At 54.2% G+C, this 15,239-nt stretch carries 8 protein-coding genes and 1 pseudogene; 5 read left to right on the top strand and 4 right to left on the bottom strand.

Annotated elements, in window-relative coordinates:
• The first annotated feature begins 12 nt into the window (after positions 1 to 12).
• Positions 13 to 6,369, top strand: a complete 6,357-nt coding sequence (locus tag BLU25_RS23880) for a hemagglutinin repeat-containing protein (protein ID WP_016782114.1) — start codon at positions 13 to 15, stop codon at positions 6,367 to 6,369.
• Between the two features lie 8 nt (positions 6,370 to 6,377).
• Entirely contained in the window at positions 6,378 to 6,725 is a 348-nt protein-coding gene (locus BLU25_RS08580; RefSeq protein WP_016782115.1) for an immunity 8 family protein, read from the top strand.
• Between the two features lie 132 nt (positions 6,726 to 6,857).
• On the opposite strand, the pseudogene BLU25_RS08575 reads toward BLU25_RS08580, so the two are convergent.
• Positions 6,858 to 8,020, bottom strand: a pseudogene (locus tag BLU25_RS08575) (IS3 family transposase).
• A gap of 199 nt (positions 8,021 to 8,219) precedes the next feature.
• Here BLU25_RS08575 and BLU25_RS23390 point away from each other — a divergent pair.
• Both BLU25_RS23390 and BLU25_RS08565 read left to right on the top strand, forming a co-directional pair.
• The gene (locus tag BLU25_RS23390; protein WP_139803928.1) at positions 8,220 to 8,468 is read left to right on the top strand and encodes a hypothetical protein; all 249 of its coding nucleotides are present in this window, start codon (positions 8,220 to 8,222) and stop codon (positions 8,466 to 8,468) included.
• Positions 8,469 to 9,218: 750 nt separating this feature from the next.
• Positions 9,219 to 10,265: a hypothetical protein gene (locus tag BLU25_RS08565; RefSeq protein ID WP_083369598.1), complete on the top strand. Its 1,047-nt coding sequence runs from the start codon at positions 9,219 to 9,221 to the stop codon at positions 10,263 to 10,265.
• A gap of 81 nt (positions 10,266 to 10,346) precedes the next feature.
• Here BLU25_RS08565 and BLU25_RS08560 read toward each other — a convergent pair whose 3' ends face one another.
• The 3 genes from BLU25_RS08560 to BLU25_RS08550 all read right to left on the bottom strand — a co-directional run bounded on the left by BLU25_RS08560 (position 10,347) and on the right by BLU25_RS08550 (position 12,725).
• Positions 10,347 to 11,597 (bottom strand): ribonucleotide-diphosphate reductase subunit beta, encoded by a 1,251-nt coding sequence (locus BLU25_RS08560; RefSeq protein WP_016782118.1) that lies wholly within the window; start codon positions 11,595 to 11,597, stop codon positions 10,347 to 10,349.
• Between the two features lie 503 nt (positions 11,598 to 12,100).
• Positions 12,101 to 12,319, bottom strand: a complete 219-nt coding sequence (locus tag BLU25_RS08555; RefSeq protein ID WP_083369597.1) for a heme utilization protein — start codon at positions 12,317 to 12,319, stop codon at positions 12,101 to 12,103.
• Positions 12,320 to 12,461: 142 nt separating this feature from the next.
• A complete protein-coding gene (locus tag BLU25_RS08550; RefSeq protein WP_016782120.1) occupies positions 12,462 to 12,725 on the bottom strand; it encodes a DUF2790 domain-containing protein in 264 nt (87 codons plus the stop codon).
• 415 nt (positions 12,726 to 13,140) lie between these two features.
• Here BLU25_RS08550 and acs point away from each other — a divergent pair, with 415 nt between their 5' ends.
• Positions 13,141 to 15,096 carry an acetate--CoA ligase gene (gene acs, locus BLU25_RS08545; RefSeq protein WP_083369596.1) on the top strand — a complete coding sequence of 652 codons (1,956 nt, stop codon included), beginning with the start codon at positions 13,141 to 13,143 and terminating at the stop codon, positions 15,094 to 15,096.
• Positions 15,097 to 15,239 lie beyond the last annotated feature (143 nt).

The following is a 15,239-nucleotide window of genomic DNA, read 5'->3' as shown; positions in this document are numbered from 1 at the left end:
GGCGCCGCGCGCATGAACCTCCACGAAGCCGCCACCCTGGCCGGTGGCGGTGATACCTGGGTCACTGTGGCGGGGCAGTTGAACAACGCTGGGCGCCTGACCTCTGCGACCGACCTGAGCCTGAGTGCCGATGATGTAGTCAACTCCGGCACTCTGGGAGCGGGGAGCAAGCTGACACTCGATGCCGACACACTGCTCAACCGCGATGGCCTGATTTTTAGCGGCGCCGACATGCAGTTGCTGGCTTCAAGTTTCACTAATGCCTATGCACAGGTCTATGCCTTGGGCGATGTACTGATCGCCAGGGACGTGGGCCAGACTAAAGCAGATTTGCTGGATAACCGTTCGGGCAATATCGAGAGCGCGAAGAAGCTCACCATCAGCGCCATGACGGTCAATAATGTCAGGGATGTGCTGGAGTACTCGGCCCATGAAAAAAGCTTGGTGACCATTACCGAACTTGATTGCAATGCAATACCCATTGCGGGCTGCGACTTCCGCAGTGGTGGCCGTCGAAACGGGCTGTGGCGAATTGATGAAATCGACAGCCTGAAGATTATCCGCAGCACCCTTGCGTCCATGTTGAGCAGTGGCGCGGATCTTGAAATCAACGCCGGGATACTGAATAACCACAGCAGCACTATCGCCGCCGCAGGTAACCTCACCGCCAACGCGGACACCATCAACAACCTGGGCGTGCAAGGGCAGGAGATCAAAACCACCCGCACTTACTGGAACTATGTCACACAGATCTTCGCGGCCGTTCCAGCGGCGGCAAACTTTAATGCCAAGAACAGCCCCACACCTTCGGCCACAGTCGAAGCAGATCTGAGCTACTTTATTGGCCTGTTGGGCGGCGGCAAACTCTCGCACACCACCAGTACCCGGAACATCGAAGGACAGTCCTACGATGCCGTCATCCAGGCCGGCGGCAGCGTCGACCTCAATGCCGAGCAGAACATCAACAACAGCGTTGTACGGCCTCACTACGCCTACGTTGCTGCCGGCCACACTCCAACCGAAACGGGCGCGGGGAGTGGCTACTCAACGCCGATTCAGATCAACTCCCAATTGCCGCCTGATATGGCACAACAGCAAGTCAACCCGGTGGGGCTACCCGGTTTCAGTTTGCCTGAAGGGCAGAACGGCTTGTTCCGTCTGAGTGCACAAGACAGCAGCACTCCGAGCACTGATGGTCCGCAGAGCTGGGCCCTGGGAGGCTCCAGCGTCGCCACGGCAGATCGCTCGCCAACCACACCGATAGATCTCGGGGCTATAGCCAACTCTGCAATTCCGGCCGACGCCCAGGCCATCAATCGCGTACAAGGCCTGCCTGATGCAAGCAGTGCATCTCGCCCGCACAAGTACCTGATCGAAACCAACCCGACACTGACCAACCTCAAGCAATTTATGGGCTCGGACTACCTGCTGTCGAAGTTGGGTTACGACCCGGACCAAAGCCAGAAACGCTTGGGGGACGGTTTCTATGAACAACGCCTTATCCAGCAGGCTGTCACCGCCCGTACTGGGCAGCGCTTTATCGACGGCCAAACCAGCGATGCGGCGACGTTCAAATATCTGATGGACAACGCGATCGCCAGCAAGCAGGCGCTCAACCTGTCCGTGGGTATCACCCTCACAAGCGAACAGGTCGCGGCCCTGACCCACGATATCGTTTGGCTCGAAAACACCACGATCAACGACGAACAAGTACTGGTACCGGTCTTGTACCTGGCCCAGGCCAACAAGCGGCTCGCTCCCAATGGCGCATTGATTGCCGGTCACGACGTCAAGCTGATCGCCGGTAAAAACCTCAACAACCTAGGCACCCTGCGAGCCACCGAAAATCTCTTGGCCAGTGCGGGCAACAACCTTGCAAACAGTGGCCTGATCGATGCCGGTAACCGCCTCGAACTGTTGGCGGGTAACAACCTGACCAACAAGGCAGGCGGCATTATTGCCGGGCGCGATATAAGCCTGACGGCGACCGGAGGTGATGTACTCAACGAGCGCACCGTCACCAGTCATAACAGCAGCAACGGCTACCGTACCGAACGCACTGATTTTGTGGACAACGCCGCCCGCATCGAAGCGGCGAATAATCTGACCCTGCAAGCCGGGCGCGACGTCAACAGCGTCGGCAGTCTGATCAAAAGTGGCGCAGACACCACCATCAAGGCGGGTCGTGACGTCAACCTTGTTGCCTCAGAACAGCGCAACAGCCAGGTTGCAGGCACGCTGTCCCGTGGCGACAGCACCACTCAATACGGCTCGGTCGTCGAGGCGGGCCGCGACTTCAAGATCGTTGCAGCGCGAGACATCAGCGCCATCGCCAGCCAAATCGATGCTGCCCGCGACATCGCCATGGCCGCAAGCGGTGACCTGACCCTGGCTTCGGCGGCGAACGAACAACACAGCTCGCTCAATACTAAAAAAGTCAAAACCCGGGACGATCATGTCAGCCAGGTATCGACCACGGTCAAGGCCGCTGGCAGCGTGACCTTGAGCGCGGGGCAGGATTTGGCATTGATCGCCAGCCGGGTCGAGGCGGGGAGTGAGGCTTATTTGGTGGCGGGTGGGAATCTAGAACTTAAGTCCGCAGAGGAACAGGACTACAGCTTCTACAGCAAGACCAAAAAAAGCTCGTCCGGTAAATCCTTTCGCCTTAACGAAACCGATACTCACACCAATGTAGGCAGTTTGGTTAGCTCGGGTGGTAACAGTACCTTGGTGGCCGGTGACGATATGCTGTTGCAAGGCAGCGCGGTAAATGCCGAGAAAGGTGCTGTCAAATTGATGGCGGGAAGCGATATCCAGATCCTTGCCGTCAGTGACTCCAGCAGTGCACGTCACGAGAGCATTAAAAGCAAAAGCAGTTGGGGGGGGCTGAGCTCAAGCAAGGTCAAGGACAAGATCAGTGAAACCAGCACCACAGCAGTAGGAAGTATGGTTTCGGGTGACACGGTGAGCGTGGCTGCCGGGCAAGACGTCAAAGTAACAGGCTCGGCGCTGGTCAGTACCGATGATCTTGTTGTTCAAACCGGGCGTGATCTGAGCGTTGATGCAGCCGTAAATACGTTCTCTCGAACCGAGATGCACAAGAAGAAAAATCGCGACCTGACAGGCGTGCTGACCGCAAACAACTTTGGGCTGGATGACATTACCGGTAACCAGCACCTGTCCATCAGTAGTCAAATGCACAACGGTTCAGCTCAGGAGATGACCCTGACAGGCAGCACCATTGGTTCCAGCACTGGCAACGTAGCATTAGTCGCCGGGCGAGAACTGACGGTGATAGCCAGCGATGTGGTCAGCACCCAAGACATGAGCCTGAGCGGTTCCAACGTCACCATCGCGGCGGCTACCGAAACTGCGCATCAGACCACCAAAGACAGCTCCAGGAGCTTGGCCGTTGGCCGGGTGGTGGGTGGCATGGCGGTCGATACGGTCAACAGTATTCGTAACGACATAAAGGCTTCGCAGGAGGCTGACGACAGTCGTCTCAAAGCGGTCAAAGGTGCGCAAGCGTTGCTCTCGGCTTATAACGCGGTCAACAACACGAATGCCAGCGCGGCTAACGTATCGGAAGGAAAGCCTGCCAACAGTGGCGGCTCAGTGATTAAAATCGGCACTGAACTGGCATCAACGAACAAGAAAAGTAGCAGTGAGTACAACGCCGAAACGGTCAAGCAATCAACCCTAAACAGTGGCGGCAGTCTGGCAATTGTTGCAACGGGCACCGCGCCAGATACTAAGGGCGATATTCACGTCATTGGCAGCAGTATCAAGGCCGCTGACACCCTGTTAATGGCGGAGAATGGCATCACCCTGGAAAGCGCCCAAGAGCGGAAAAATTGGGACAACAAGAGTAATAGCAACAAAACCAGTATTGGTGCCAGTTTTAATATCGGTGAGCAATTTGGTTTCACCCTCGACCTCGGTGCACAAGTTGCCAAGGGCATGGGTAAAGGCCATGCAGTCAGCCAGGTCAACAGTACGGTCGATACTGGGCTTCTCGTGCTCAAAAGCGGTCAGGATACTACGCTGGCTGGCGCTCAAGTGCGGGCTGATGCCATCAAGGCTGATATTGCTGGCAGCTTGAACATGGCCTCACGTCAGGACGAAGCCAGCCAGAAGAACAAGCAAACCAGCGGCGGCATGGGCGCCAGCATCTGTGTTCCACCGTTCTGTGTAGGCGCCCCTGTTTCGGGCTCCGCCAATATTGCTGGCAGCAAAATGAATAGCAATTATCAGGCCGTGATCGATCAAACGGGCTTGACGGCGGGCCAAGGCGGCTACGACATCAGTGTCGGAAAAACTACCACGCTTCAAGGCGCTGTAATTGCCAGCTATGCAACGGCAGACAAAAACCATCTCAGCACTGATCGCCTGTTTGTCAGTGACATCAAAAACAAAAGCGAAATAACAAGCCAGACCGGGAGTTTGAGCTATTCCGGGGCCATGGAAGGAGATGGAGTGGATGCCCGCTCGGGCGCTGGCGGCGCGATGCCGGTGCTGCTCAAAGACTCCGACAAGAGCAAAACCCAAAGCGCCATCAGCGAAGGCACCATCACCATACGCAACCCTGATGGCGCCAATGATCTGGTAGGGCTGAACCGCGACACCGCCAACGCTAATCAGCATCTGGATCGGCCTGATGAAAAGGCCATGCAAGAGCGCATAGACGTGATCCAGAGTTCGGCGCAGCTGTCCAGCAGCGTGATTAATACCGTGGCGAAGGCCAAGGCCAACGCGGCAACCAAACTGGCCACTGAAGCGACGACCCCAGAGCAAAAGCAAGCGGCTGCAATTGCCCTGGATGATGCCAAGAGCTGGCTGGTCGGCGGCGATGAACGGTTGATGGCCGATATTGCATCGGGCCTCATCGCTGCAGGCCTGGGAGGGGCGACGGGTGGCACCGCTGTTGGGGTTGTTGCGAACGTGTCATCCAGTGAGATTTTCAAAAAAATCGGTAATTTCGCTACTGCGCAAAGAGATAAGTCCACTGACAGTGCAGTCAAGGCAGCCTGGGATGAAGGCGGAGCGGCGCGCATTTTGCTGCATGCATTGGCGGGTGCAGCAATCGGTTTATCGAGCGGCAGTACGCAAAACGGAGTGTTGGGGGCTGGAGCATCAGCAGCGTTGATGCCGTCCATTGACCAAGCACTGGCTGGCAGCGGGATGTCGAAATCGGAACGAGATGCTGTTGCTTCGTTGATTGCGAGCGGCATTGGAGCTGCGGCTGGATCGGGTAATGGCGCTGGCGGGGCGGTTGTGGGCGGAGGGACTGGATTTGGTGTTGAGGCCTTTAACCGACAGTTGCATAAGCAACAAGAAATTCCAGTTCTGGAGAAAAAAGCTGACGAGCTGGATAACACTTTAGGTAAGCCAGGTTCCAGTGCGCGTTGGATAGATCTGTTGATGATCGCCGCGGGAGGTTCTGTTGATGCTGCTGACGAAGCACGTTTAAACAGTTTGGTCTTGCAGTCCCAAGGGAATGACCCTGAGTCCCGACGTTTAATGAAAGAATTGGACGTTGCAAAAGGCATTATTGATCAGCTGGCGGCACAGAAAATTCCTCTGAAATGGAACGATGGAAGTCAGATTGTAGCGAATGGCGATAAGGTCTTTGCATTTAACGCAACAGAAAAACAGTTCAATGACTCCACGTTATTCAGTTCCTCGATCTCACATGGTCAAGGAACAGTTTATGACCAATGGCGTCAATACGGGCAGGACAAAACCAGCGAGCATTCGAAAGAAATTGGCCAGTTGTCCAGTGCTGAGTCTAATGTAAGGGCTGCTGCTCAGCGGTTGTCTGATTTAGCCAGTAAAGGAGTTTTGACGGTTTCACCCGAGCTCGATGCTGCTATGCTGCTGATGCCAGCAGGTAAGGGCGCTAAGGCTGTTGTTGAGACGGTTCTGGAGAAGATAGCCGCTGGGAAGGCTTCTGCAGTTGTTGGTGCAAAAGGTGGAGCTGCTAGCTCCGGCGCTGAAAATGCGGCCTTGTATCCAAAGCTGAAGGATCAACTGATACAAGAAAACCTGAGCAATATTGCGGCTCAGGACTTAAGATTAGCTGCGGCTGTGAACGGCAGTGGAACGAAAAATCCGAACTTCTCTATAGGTCAAGGTACATCTTCCGAAGCTAATCAGTTGGGTAAAACCTGGGTTGGAGATGGTGCGACAAAAACAAGTGATGGGCTTGGTTTGATTAGCGCAGACGGCACTCGTGTATATAGGCCGCCAATACCCAAAGATTCATCTTTTGCAACGACAGGCGTGCAGGCCAATTTTGAAACGTACAACATCAACCCGGCAGGTCAGCGCATAAAAGTAAGTAACGGCCATCTGAATGTGGTTGACTAGGAGAAATGATGCGTGCTGTTATAAAAGGTATTTCTAATGATGTTTTTGATGTCGGGACCTACGTTCCTGAAAGCGTAGACAATTTTTCCTTAAGTCTTCGTATTCGAATTGGGCTTGATTGTACGCAAGGGGCAGATGATTTTGAGCTTTTCATCTGCACTCCAAAGTGGCTAGAAGAGAGAATGTGGGAGCCTCGTTGGGGGAGAGGTCTATTAATTGTTCGAGAATATGATTTTTCGACTATTAATGGATTGATTCATGAGTATGTGAGTCGCTGCGAGGGGGATAGCTGGGAAACTATCGTGATAAAGCTGGGGAAGGTGTTTTCCTGGGAGTTTGATGATTATCAATCCTAATCAATAGGATTGTTTATCTAAGGAAGTTCTGAAGTAGCCACCGATTGTTGATGCCTTCGCGGTCGGGTAATCCCCCCATTCTTAGCATTCACCATAAGTAGAGGTCAGGCCACCAGGGCCAGTTTGTAGTGGTCAACTAATTCCGGACACTGCGTTAAGTTTTTCTCGGCCTGAGCGGGCGTGAGCCCGCCATTGAATGTATGAGGCCGTATCCAGTTGTAGCGATGCATCAAATAATGGCTGATGTCCCGTTGCGCCTGCTGAACCGACATATAACCCACTGAAGGTATCCACTCGGTTTTCAAGCTGCGAAATACACGTTCCATAGGCGAGTTGTCGTAGCAATTGCCCCGGCGACTCATGCATCTGTCTGATACGGTACCGCCACAGACGCTGGCGAAAGTGGCGACTTCCATATTACGATCCCTAGTCGGAGTGAAACAGCAGCCCTTGAGGCTTTCCACGTTGCTGATAGGCCATATCCAGAGCCGTCGTGACCAAGTCAGCATCCGGGTTTCCTGACAACGCCCAGCCCACTATCCGGCGAGCATAGAGATCCATAACCACGGCCAGGCAGTGCCATTTTCCTTGCGCCCAGATGTAGGTGATGTCACCGCACCAAACCTTGTTTTGCTCGGGAACATCGAACTCACGATTCAGTGTGTTTGGAATGTAAGGCCGCTCGACCGTTGCTTTTTTGTAGGCATGCGAGCCCGGCTGCTTGCTGATCAACCCCAGTTCCCGCATCAAGCCACGCACCTTGAAACGCCCGATCTGCTCGCCATCATCCTGCATCATCGACACAATACTGCGGCTGCCAGCAGCGCTTCGGCTCTGGGTGAACAGTTCGTTGACTCGACTGCGTAAACGAATTCTCTCGATGCCCGGAGATCGTCGTCTGAGGCGATGGGCGTAGTAAGTCGAACGGGTGATTTCGAACACCTCGCACAAGCAGTCAACAGGTTCATGGGCGCTTAGCTGATGGATCAGCGCGAACGCTCGAGATCTTCCGACATCAAGAGCGCGGTAGCCTTTTTTAATATCGATTTCTCTCGTTCGAGACGGGCGATTCGGGCTTCCAGTTCTTGGATCTTTTGCTGCTCTGGGGTCAGCGCCTTGCTCTGCGGGGTGACGCCAGCCCGCTCCTGCAGAAGCTGACTAACCCAACGGCGCAGGGCCGACTCGCCAATGCCGAGTGAACGACTGGCTTCAATGAAACTGTAGTTTTGCTTGAGTACGAGGTCGGCAGCCTCGCGTTTGAATTCAGCGGAAAAAACACGACGTTGTTTGGTCATCTGACACCTCGATATGGCGAGCATTCTCGCCTAAATGGGTGTCCGGTCTCATTAGACCACTACACACCGCTACAAGCGTGGTCAAAATTGAAGTTCCTATAGGTACTAAGTATTTTGAAGGCGTGGCTGCTCCTCAAGGTGGGTTAGTTGGCGGTGGCAGTCAGGTGCTGTTTCCTAAAGATTTCAAAATTGATACCTCATGGATAAGAAAATGAATGATTGTAACTGGGAAGTTATAGAAGAGTTTTCATCGCCAAAGGAATATGAGCGGTTTGTTGCCTGGATCACTGGGCAGGTTAAAGCTGGGATGGTAGAGCAGACTCCTGTTCAGGAAAACTATGCGGGGCCAGGATTTGAAGAGAAGTGGTTCAAATGCATAGTGTCAAGTGAAACGTGGAGATTGATTTCCCCTCAAGATCCATTTCATGGCTATTGGGGGCCAGTATAGGAAAAGCCGATTATTGACTTGGTGCAAAAGGGGCAGGCAATGCAGCAACTTGTACTGCTGATGATATTCGCTTCTCGCAGAATACTGTTTCGTACAACATCAACCCGGTAGCCCCGTTCTTTTTCAAGAGGGGTGTCAGATCAAGTCGAGACTTTTACAGGGGGTTCGAGTTTAATTGCTTTGACGTTTCTTTGGATCTTGAAAAAGGCATCGTCACATTGCAAGATGTTATTTTCTCTGGAGAGAGTAGCTTTCTTGATATACCAATATTTGATTTTATCTCTGCTTGCGGTTTGAATGTCTCTTGTTAATTGTAGAAGCCTAGACGTAATCTGATACCGGGCTAGCGCCGGTGTTTTTGCCCCCATTTTGCCCCCGCCCCCCCCCCCCCCCCCCCCCCCCCCCCCTGACGACCTACGGTCTATCTGTTCAATACGCCCTTTTTCAGCATAAATTTTCGCGCCTTAGCAGGCTAGCCCGAAGATTAGGTAAGTAGAGAAAATTCTTAGCTGAAATCAGAAATATCCTAAATATTTTTTCTTAAAAAAAACTGAAACTTGATCCCGTTCAGGGGCATTAAGACACTCTTGCCTGCGAGTTAATCCCACATCTAGATTAACGAGTCGTGGGAGGGCGTCAGCATGTCTGCCCGGTATGGACCTAACAGAAGACCTGAAAAGGGTTTTTTCAGTGGTTCGATGATGTTTGTTTGAACACTCCCCATTATCTTAAGTAATGGTATCGGAATAAATGACACAACACATAAATAGGTCCGTCATCGGGCCCCATCAACTTCTTTACCTGCTGTACGGCGACAAGGAGGTTTATCGGCTTGAAGCGAAGTTCAGTATTTTGTCGGCATTACGCCACAGAAAGAATTTGGCTGATTTTACGATCACACTGATGACAGACCAGCCAGAAGCATTTGACGGCTGGCCAATCACAGTGCTCTCTTTGAGTGAGGAGACGCTGGGTATTTGGCAGGGTGCAGGGGGGTATTCTCATCGACGTAAAGCTTGTGCCATCCAGGCAGGAGTCATGCTTGCCGGAAAAACCATTTTTATTGATACCGATACGGTTTTTTTCAAAGACCCTGCTTTGCTGTTCAAACGCGTCACTGATGACCAGTTTTTAATGGATGAGTTTGAGCTGAGTTGGGCTCAAGCCTCTCGGCGCGCGTGGTATCGTCCGCTTGTTACACTTCTTGATGCTGAATTTATAGCCCCTGCACCTGCGTTGAGACTGTTCAATAGTGGAGTTTGCGGGATGACAAACGCCAACGGTCATATTGTCGAAGGCGCAATCAGTTTGATTGATCAATGGGCTCATCTGGGTGCAAGAATCCTTACAATTGAGCAAATCGCCTTGTCGTTTATGCTCTACGGTCGAAGAGTCGTCGAGGCCAATGATTGCCTCAATCATTACTACGCCGTAAAGCGCTATCACCATGCAATGTACCGTGCGTTTTTCCATGAGCAGGGCGAAGGCTATCGCGATGATTTGCCAGAGGCTTCATTCGCTGTTCCTGACCGTCTTCCAAGAAACCCGCTGCGCGATCGCTTGCGGTTGAAATGGAAATTCATGCGGCAAGGTGCTGTACCGCGCAAGGCTGCAAAATTCTATCTGTTGGGTAAGCGGGCCAATCGATGCCCCTACCTTGAGACTTGCAAGTTGCTTTGGTGGGCGGTAGCAGTGGAGGAACTCAAGCGTCTGGAGGCTGCTGACAAGTCCTGCAAAATACTGGCTGAGCTGTGGCAGGAAGATACCGAGTTCTTGAGTTTTATAAAAAACAACTGAACATACAGAGGCACAAAAAAAGGGCCAACATAGTTGGCCCTTTTTTACGTTCTGCGTATGGCTTGACTCAAGCCGCGCGTATCAATCCCAGCTCAGCGCGCCGCCGGTCTGGTATTCAATAACCCGCGTTTCGAAGAAGTTTTTCTCTTTCTTCAAGTCCATGATTTCGCTCATCCATGGGAACGGGTTGGTGGTGCCCGGGTATTCTTCTTTCAGGCCGATTTGCGACAGGCGGCGGTTGGCGATGAACTTGAGGTAGTCCTCCATCATTGCCGCGTTCATGCCCAGTACGCCGCGTGGCATGGTGTCACGCGCGTATTCGATTTCCAGCTGGGTGCCTTGCAGGATCATCTGCGAAGCTTCTTCCTTCATTTCAGCGTCCCACAAGTGCGGGTTTTCGATCTTGATCTGGTTGATCACGTCGATGCCGAAGTTCAGGTGCATGGATTCGTCGCGCAGGATGTACTGGAACTGCTCGGCAACACCGGTCATTTTGTTGCGACGGCCCATCGACAGGATCTGGGTGAAGCCGCAGTAGAAGAAGATGCCTTCCAGAACGCAGTAGTAGGCGATCAGGTTGCGCAGCAGTTCCTTGTCGGTTTCGACAGTACCGGTCTCGAACTTAGGATCAGAGATCGAACGGGTGTATTTCAGGCCCCAGGTGGCTTTTTTGGCAACCGACGGGATCTCGTGGTACATGTTGAAGATCTCGCCTTCATCCATGGCCAGCGATTCGATGCAGTACTGGTAGGCGTGGGTGTGGATCGCCTCTTCGAAGGCCTGGCGCAGGATGTACTGGCGGCACTCCGGGTTGGTGATCAGGCGGTAAACAGCCAGTACCAGGTTGTTGGCGACCAGGGAGTCGGCAGTCGAGAAGAAGCCCAGGTTGCGCATCACGATGCGGCGTTCGTCGTCGGTCAGGCCTTCCGGGTTTTTCCAGAGGGCGATGTCGGCGGTCATGTTGACTTCTTGCGGCATCCAGTGGTTTGCGCAACCGTCCAGGTATTTCTGCCACGCCCAGTCGTACTTGAACGGCACGAGCTGGTTGAGGTCGGCGCGGCAGTTGATCATCATCTTTTCGTCAACCGCAACACGGGCGGAAGCGCCTTCGAGTTCGGCCAGACCTTCAGCGATGTCGAGGTTGTCCAGCGCGGCCTTGGCGCGAATAATCGCAGCCGAGTCGGTAGCCGTGACTGCACGGGCTTCCTGGGCAGCTACGCCGCCAGCTGCGTCGAGGCGGTCCATGTTGGCTTCGGTTGCGTGGCCTGCGTTGGCGCCTTTAACAGCGACTTCGCCTTCGTCTTCTTTGTCGAATTCGTCCCAGCTCAGCATGACGTGTCGTCTCCTGCGTGAGGGCCAGATGCCCGTGTGAAAACACTGATGGTTTGGTTTTTACACGGCCATAGGCCACTTGGATCTAAGAAATGTTGCTTGCAGTAGCGTTGTGCTCACGCAAAAACATGAATGTGTACGTTGGCTTGTACCGCTGTCGCTCAGGGGAGGAGGTCGTGCCTGCACTCACCCTGGGCCTTGAGGCCGTAGCAGCGTGGTTTTATAGCCCGCGAAGGGGATATGCCAAGCCTTTTTGATGGCCGCAGTATAAGGCTTTTGCACAAGGTATTTCAGCCAGTTTTTTTTCAGGGGATGCGACGAAACGCCCTAAATTGGTCCTGGGCTTAGGCATGGCTGCGGCTGAGCGAGGGTTTGCCGGGGCAGAAGTTTTTTTGTCATGGGTCGGGGCGACCAAATGACCTGTGGCATGAGCGGGGATGAGCGGGGATTTGATGCAAGGCAGACCACGCCCGGAAGATACCGGGCGTCAGGTCGAGGCGGTGTTAGCTGAGGCGATGGCCGTTGGTGCGGTTATAACCGTCTTCGGCAAAACTGGCGGAGCGGGTGCTGTCGTAGCCATCTTCGGCAAAGTTGGCCGAGCGGGTACTGTTGTAGCCATCTTCAGTAAAAGTGGCGGTGTGGGTGCGGTCATAACCGTCGGCGGCAAAGGCCGAACTGGCCAGGACGGAAAAACTCAAAGCCACAATCAATGAACGTTTCATTAAATAATTCCCGAGCGATACAAGCGCAGGCGGGCAACTTTTCAACGTTATATAAGTCAGGTTGGAAGTTGCAATTAAGCGCCGCGTTGGTTCGCTTAAATAAGTGAGTTGATTAAAGCTGGAATAAATCGCCGGTCGTTAATCAGCCGTTGGAGCAGCCGTTGCCCATCACGCGGTATTCAAGGGTGTGCTGCTTGCCTTGCGAGTCTTCGTAGACCATCTGGGCCGGTACCACTTCGCAGACGCTGGGGATTTCGCTCATGGAAATGACTTTGGCGATATCCAGTTCGGACGAGTAGGAATACTGTTCTACGGCAGGTTGCGAGTGCGCAGCGGGTGTGTTCACTTCATCAGCCATGGCGGTCAGACACACACTGCTCAGGGCCAGAACTAACAACGCTTTCATTTCAGATTTACCTGTTTTCGGTCGAGTGGGGTCACACAGCCCTTGTGAGGCTGTGTGTGAAACTGAGTATTTAAGAGCGACTAAACTTGCCTTCGTGGGGGCTGTAACTTGGGTTAATCGCGGTGCCTTGGTTGGCGAGATGAATTTTAGGCCTGTGCCGTGCGGGCATATAGAGGGGGTTTTGATAAAGACTGTTGACAGTTTCTGCAACAATCGTCGAAAACAGGGCTCATTTCTGACGTTTGCAAGGTGCATGGCAAGCAGCAAATCGCTGTAAGTACTGTGCTTGAGCCTTGCGCAGAAAAACCACGAGTTTTCTGCGTGTTTCTTACTACCAACGTCGAATGGAACTCACGGCTTGGCCCGGCTAAAACAGGGTCATAAAACAACAACTACAAGCATTGAGGTATGAAACATGAGTGCCGCTTCCCTGTATCCCGTACGCCCTGAAGTCGCTGCCAATACGCTGACCGACGAGGCGACCTACAAGGCGATGTACCAGCAGTCCGTCGTCAACCCGGATGGCTTCTGGCGCGAACAAGCAAAGCGTCTCGACTGGATCAAGCCTTTCACTACCGTCAAGCAGACGTCTTTCGACGACCATCATGTTGATATCAAGTGGTTCGCGGACGGCACCCTCAACGTTTCCTACAACTGCCTGGACCGCCACCTTGCCGAACGCGGCGATCAGGTAGCGATCATTTGGGAAGGGGATGACCCTTCCGAGCAACGCAACATTACCTACCGTGAACTGCACGAGGAAGTGTGCAAGCTGGCCAACGCCTTGCGCGGTCAGGATGTGCACCGGGGTGACGTGGTCACTATTTATATGCCGATGGTGCCCGAGGCTGTGGTCGCCATGCTGGCATGTACCCGGATCGGTGCCATTCACTCGGTGGTGTTCGGCGGCTTCTCGCCAGAGGCGCTGGCCGGCAGGATCATCGACTGCAAATCCAAGGTGGTGATCACCGCCGATGAAGGCTTGCGCGGCGGCAAGCGTACCGCGCTCAAGGCCAATGTCGATGTGGCCCTGACCAACCCGGATACCTCCAGCGTACAGAAGATCATCGTGTTCAAGCGCACCGGCGGCGACATTGCCTGGTACAAGCACCGTGATATCTGGTACCACGACCTGATGGCCGTGGCCTCGACTCACTGTGCGCCTAAAGAAATGGGCGCTGAAGAAGCCCTGTTCATCCTTTATACCTCCGGTTCTACCGGCAAGCCCAAAGGTGTGCAGCACACCACCGGCGGTTACCTGCTCTATGCCGCGTTGACCCACGAGCGCGTGTTCGACTACCGCCCGGGTGAGGTGTACTGGTGCACGGCGGACGTCGGCTGGGTAACCGGTCACACGTATATCGTCTACGGGCCGTTGGCCAACGGCGCGACCACCGTGCTGTTCGAAGGCGTGCCGAACTACCCGGACATTACCCGGGTGTCGAAAATCGTCGACAAGCACAAGGTCAATATTCTCTACACCGCGCCTACAGCCATTCGCGCCATGATGGCCGAAGGTCAGGCGGCGGTTAAGGATGCCGATGGTTCCAGCTTGCGCCTGCTGGGTTCGGTGGGCGAGCCGATCAACCCCGAGGCCTGGAACTGGTACTACACAACCGTTGGCAAGGAACGCTGCCCGATTGTGGATACCTGGTGGCAGACCGAAACCGGCGCTTGCATGATGAGCCCGCTGCCGGGTGCGCATGCACTCAAGCCTGGCTCTGCGGCGCGTCCGTTCTTTGGTGTGGTACCGGGGCTGGTGGATAACCTGGGCAACCTTATAGAGGGGGCGGCTGAAGGTAACCTGGTGATTCTCGATTCGTGGCCGGGCCAGGCGCGGACCCTGTACGGCGATCATGACCGTTTCGTCGACACCTACTTCAAGACCTTCCGTGGCATGTACTTCACCGGTGACGGCGCGCGCCGTGACGAAGACGGTTACTACTGGATCACCGGCCGCGTGGATGATGTGCTTAACGTGTCCGGTCACCGGATGGGTACCGCGGAAATCGAAAGCGCGATGGTGGCTCACCCCAAAGTCGCTGAGGCTGCAGTGGTGGGCGTGCCTCATGACATCAAGGGGCAGGGCATCTATGTGTACGTCACCCTCAATGGTGGCGAAGAGCCAAGCGAAGAGTTGCGTCTTGAACTGAAAAATTGGGTGCGCAAGGAGATTGGTCCAATCGCCTCGCCGGATGTTATCCAGTGGGCGCCGGGCCTGCCGAAAACCCGTTCGGGCAAGATCATGCGCCGTATCCTGCGCAAGATTGCCACCGGTGAGTACGACGGCCTGGGCGATATCTCAACCCTGGCTGACCCGGGTGTGGTGCAGCACTTGATCGATACCCATAAAGGCATGAAAGTCGCATAAGGCGTTCCGAGCGTCATCGAGCCCCGTCCGGTGTTGCCTGGCGGGGCTTTTTTATGGTGGCCCTGAATGCACCTTGTGGGAGCGGGCTTGCTCGCGATGCAGGCGATGCGGTGTGCTAGATAAACCGAAGCGCCGTCATCGCG

This window comes from Pseudomonas fragi, assembly GCF_900105835.1.
Classification (GTDB): domain Bacteria; phylum Pseudomonadota; class Gammaproteobacteria; order Pseudomonadales; family Pseudomonadaceae; genus Aquipseudomonas; species Aquipseudomonas fragi.
The sequence above is the reverse complement of the archived record's forward strand: the minus strand, read 5'-3'. Positions and strand labels throughout refer to the sequence as shown.

What these genes read in the sequence shown, in the direction of transcription:
- BLU25_RS23390 (WP_139803928.1), top strand. Translation starts at nt 8,220, where the DNA reads ATGGATAAGAAAATGAATGATTGTAACTGGGAAGTTATAGAAGAGTTT.
- BLU25_RS08580 (WP_016782115.1), top strand. Translation starts at nt 6,378, where the DNA reads ATGCGTGCTGTTATAAAAGGTATTTCTAATGATGTTTTTGATGTCGGG.
- acs (WP_083369596.1), top strand. Translation starts at nt 13,141, where the DNA reads ATGAGTGCCGCTTCCCTGTATCCCGTACGCCCTGAAGTCGCTGCCAAT.
- BLU25_RS08555 (WP_083369597.1), bottom strand. Translation starts at nt 12,319, where the DNA reads ATGAAACGTTCATTGATTGTGGCTTTGAGTTTTTCCGTCCTGGCCAGT.
- BLU25_RS23880 (WP_016782114.1), top strand. Translation starts at nt 13, where the DNA reads ATGAACCTCCACGAAGCCGCCACCCTGGCCGGTGGCGGTGATACCTGG.
- BLU25_RS08565 (WP_083369598.1), top strand. Translation starts at nt 9,219, where the DNA reads ATGACACAACACATAAATAGGTCCGTCATCGGGCCCCATCAACTTCTT.
- BLU25_RS08550 (WP_016782120.1), bottom strand. Translation starts at nt 12,725, where the DNA reads ATGAAAGCGTTGTTAGTTCTGGCCCTGAGCAGTGTGTGTCTGACCGCC.
- BLU25_RS08560 (WP_016782118.1), bottom strand. Translation starts at nt 11,597, where the DNA reads ATGCTGAGCTGGGACGAATTCGACAAAGAAGACGAAGGCGAAGTCGCT.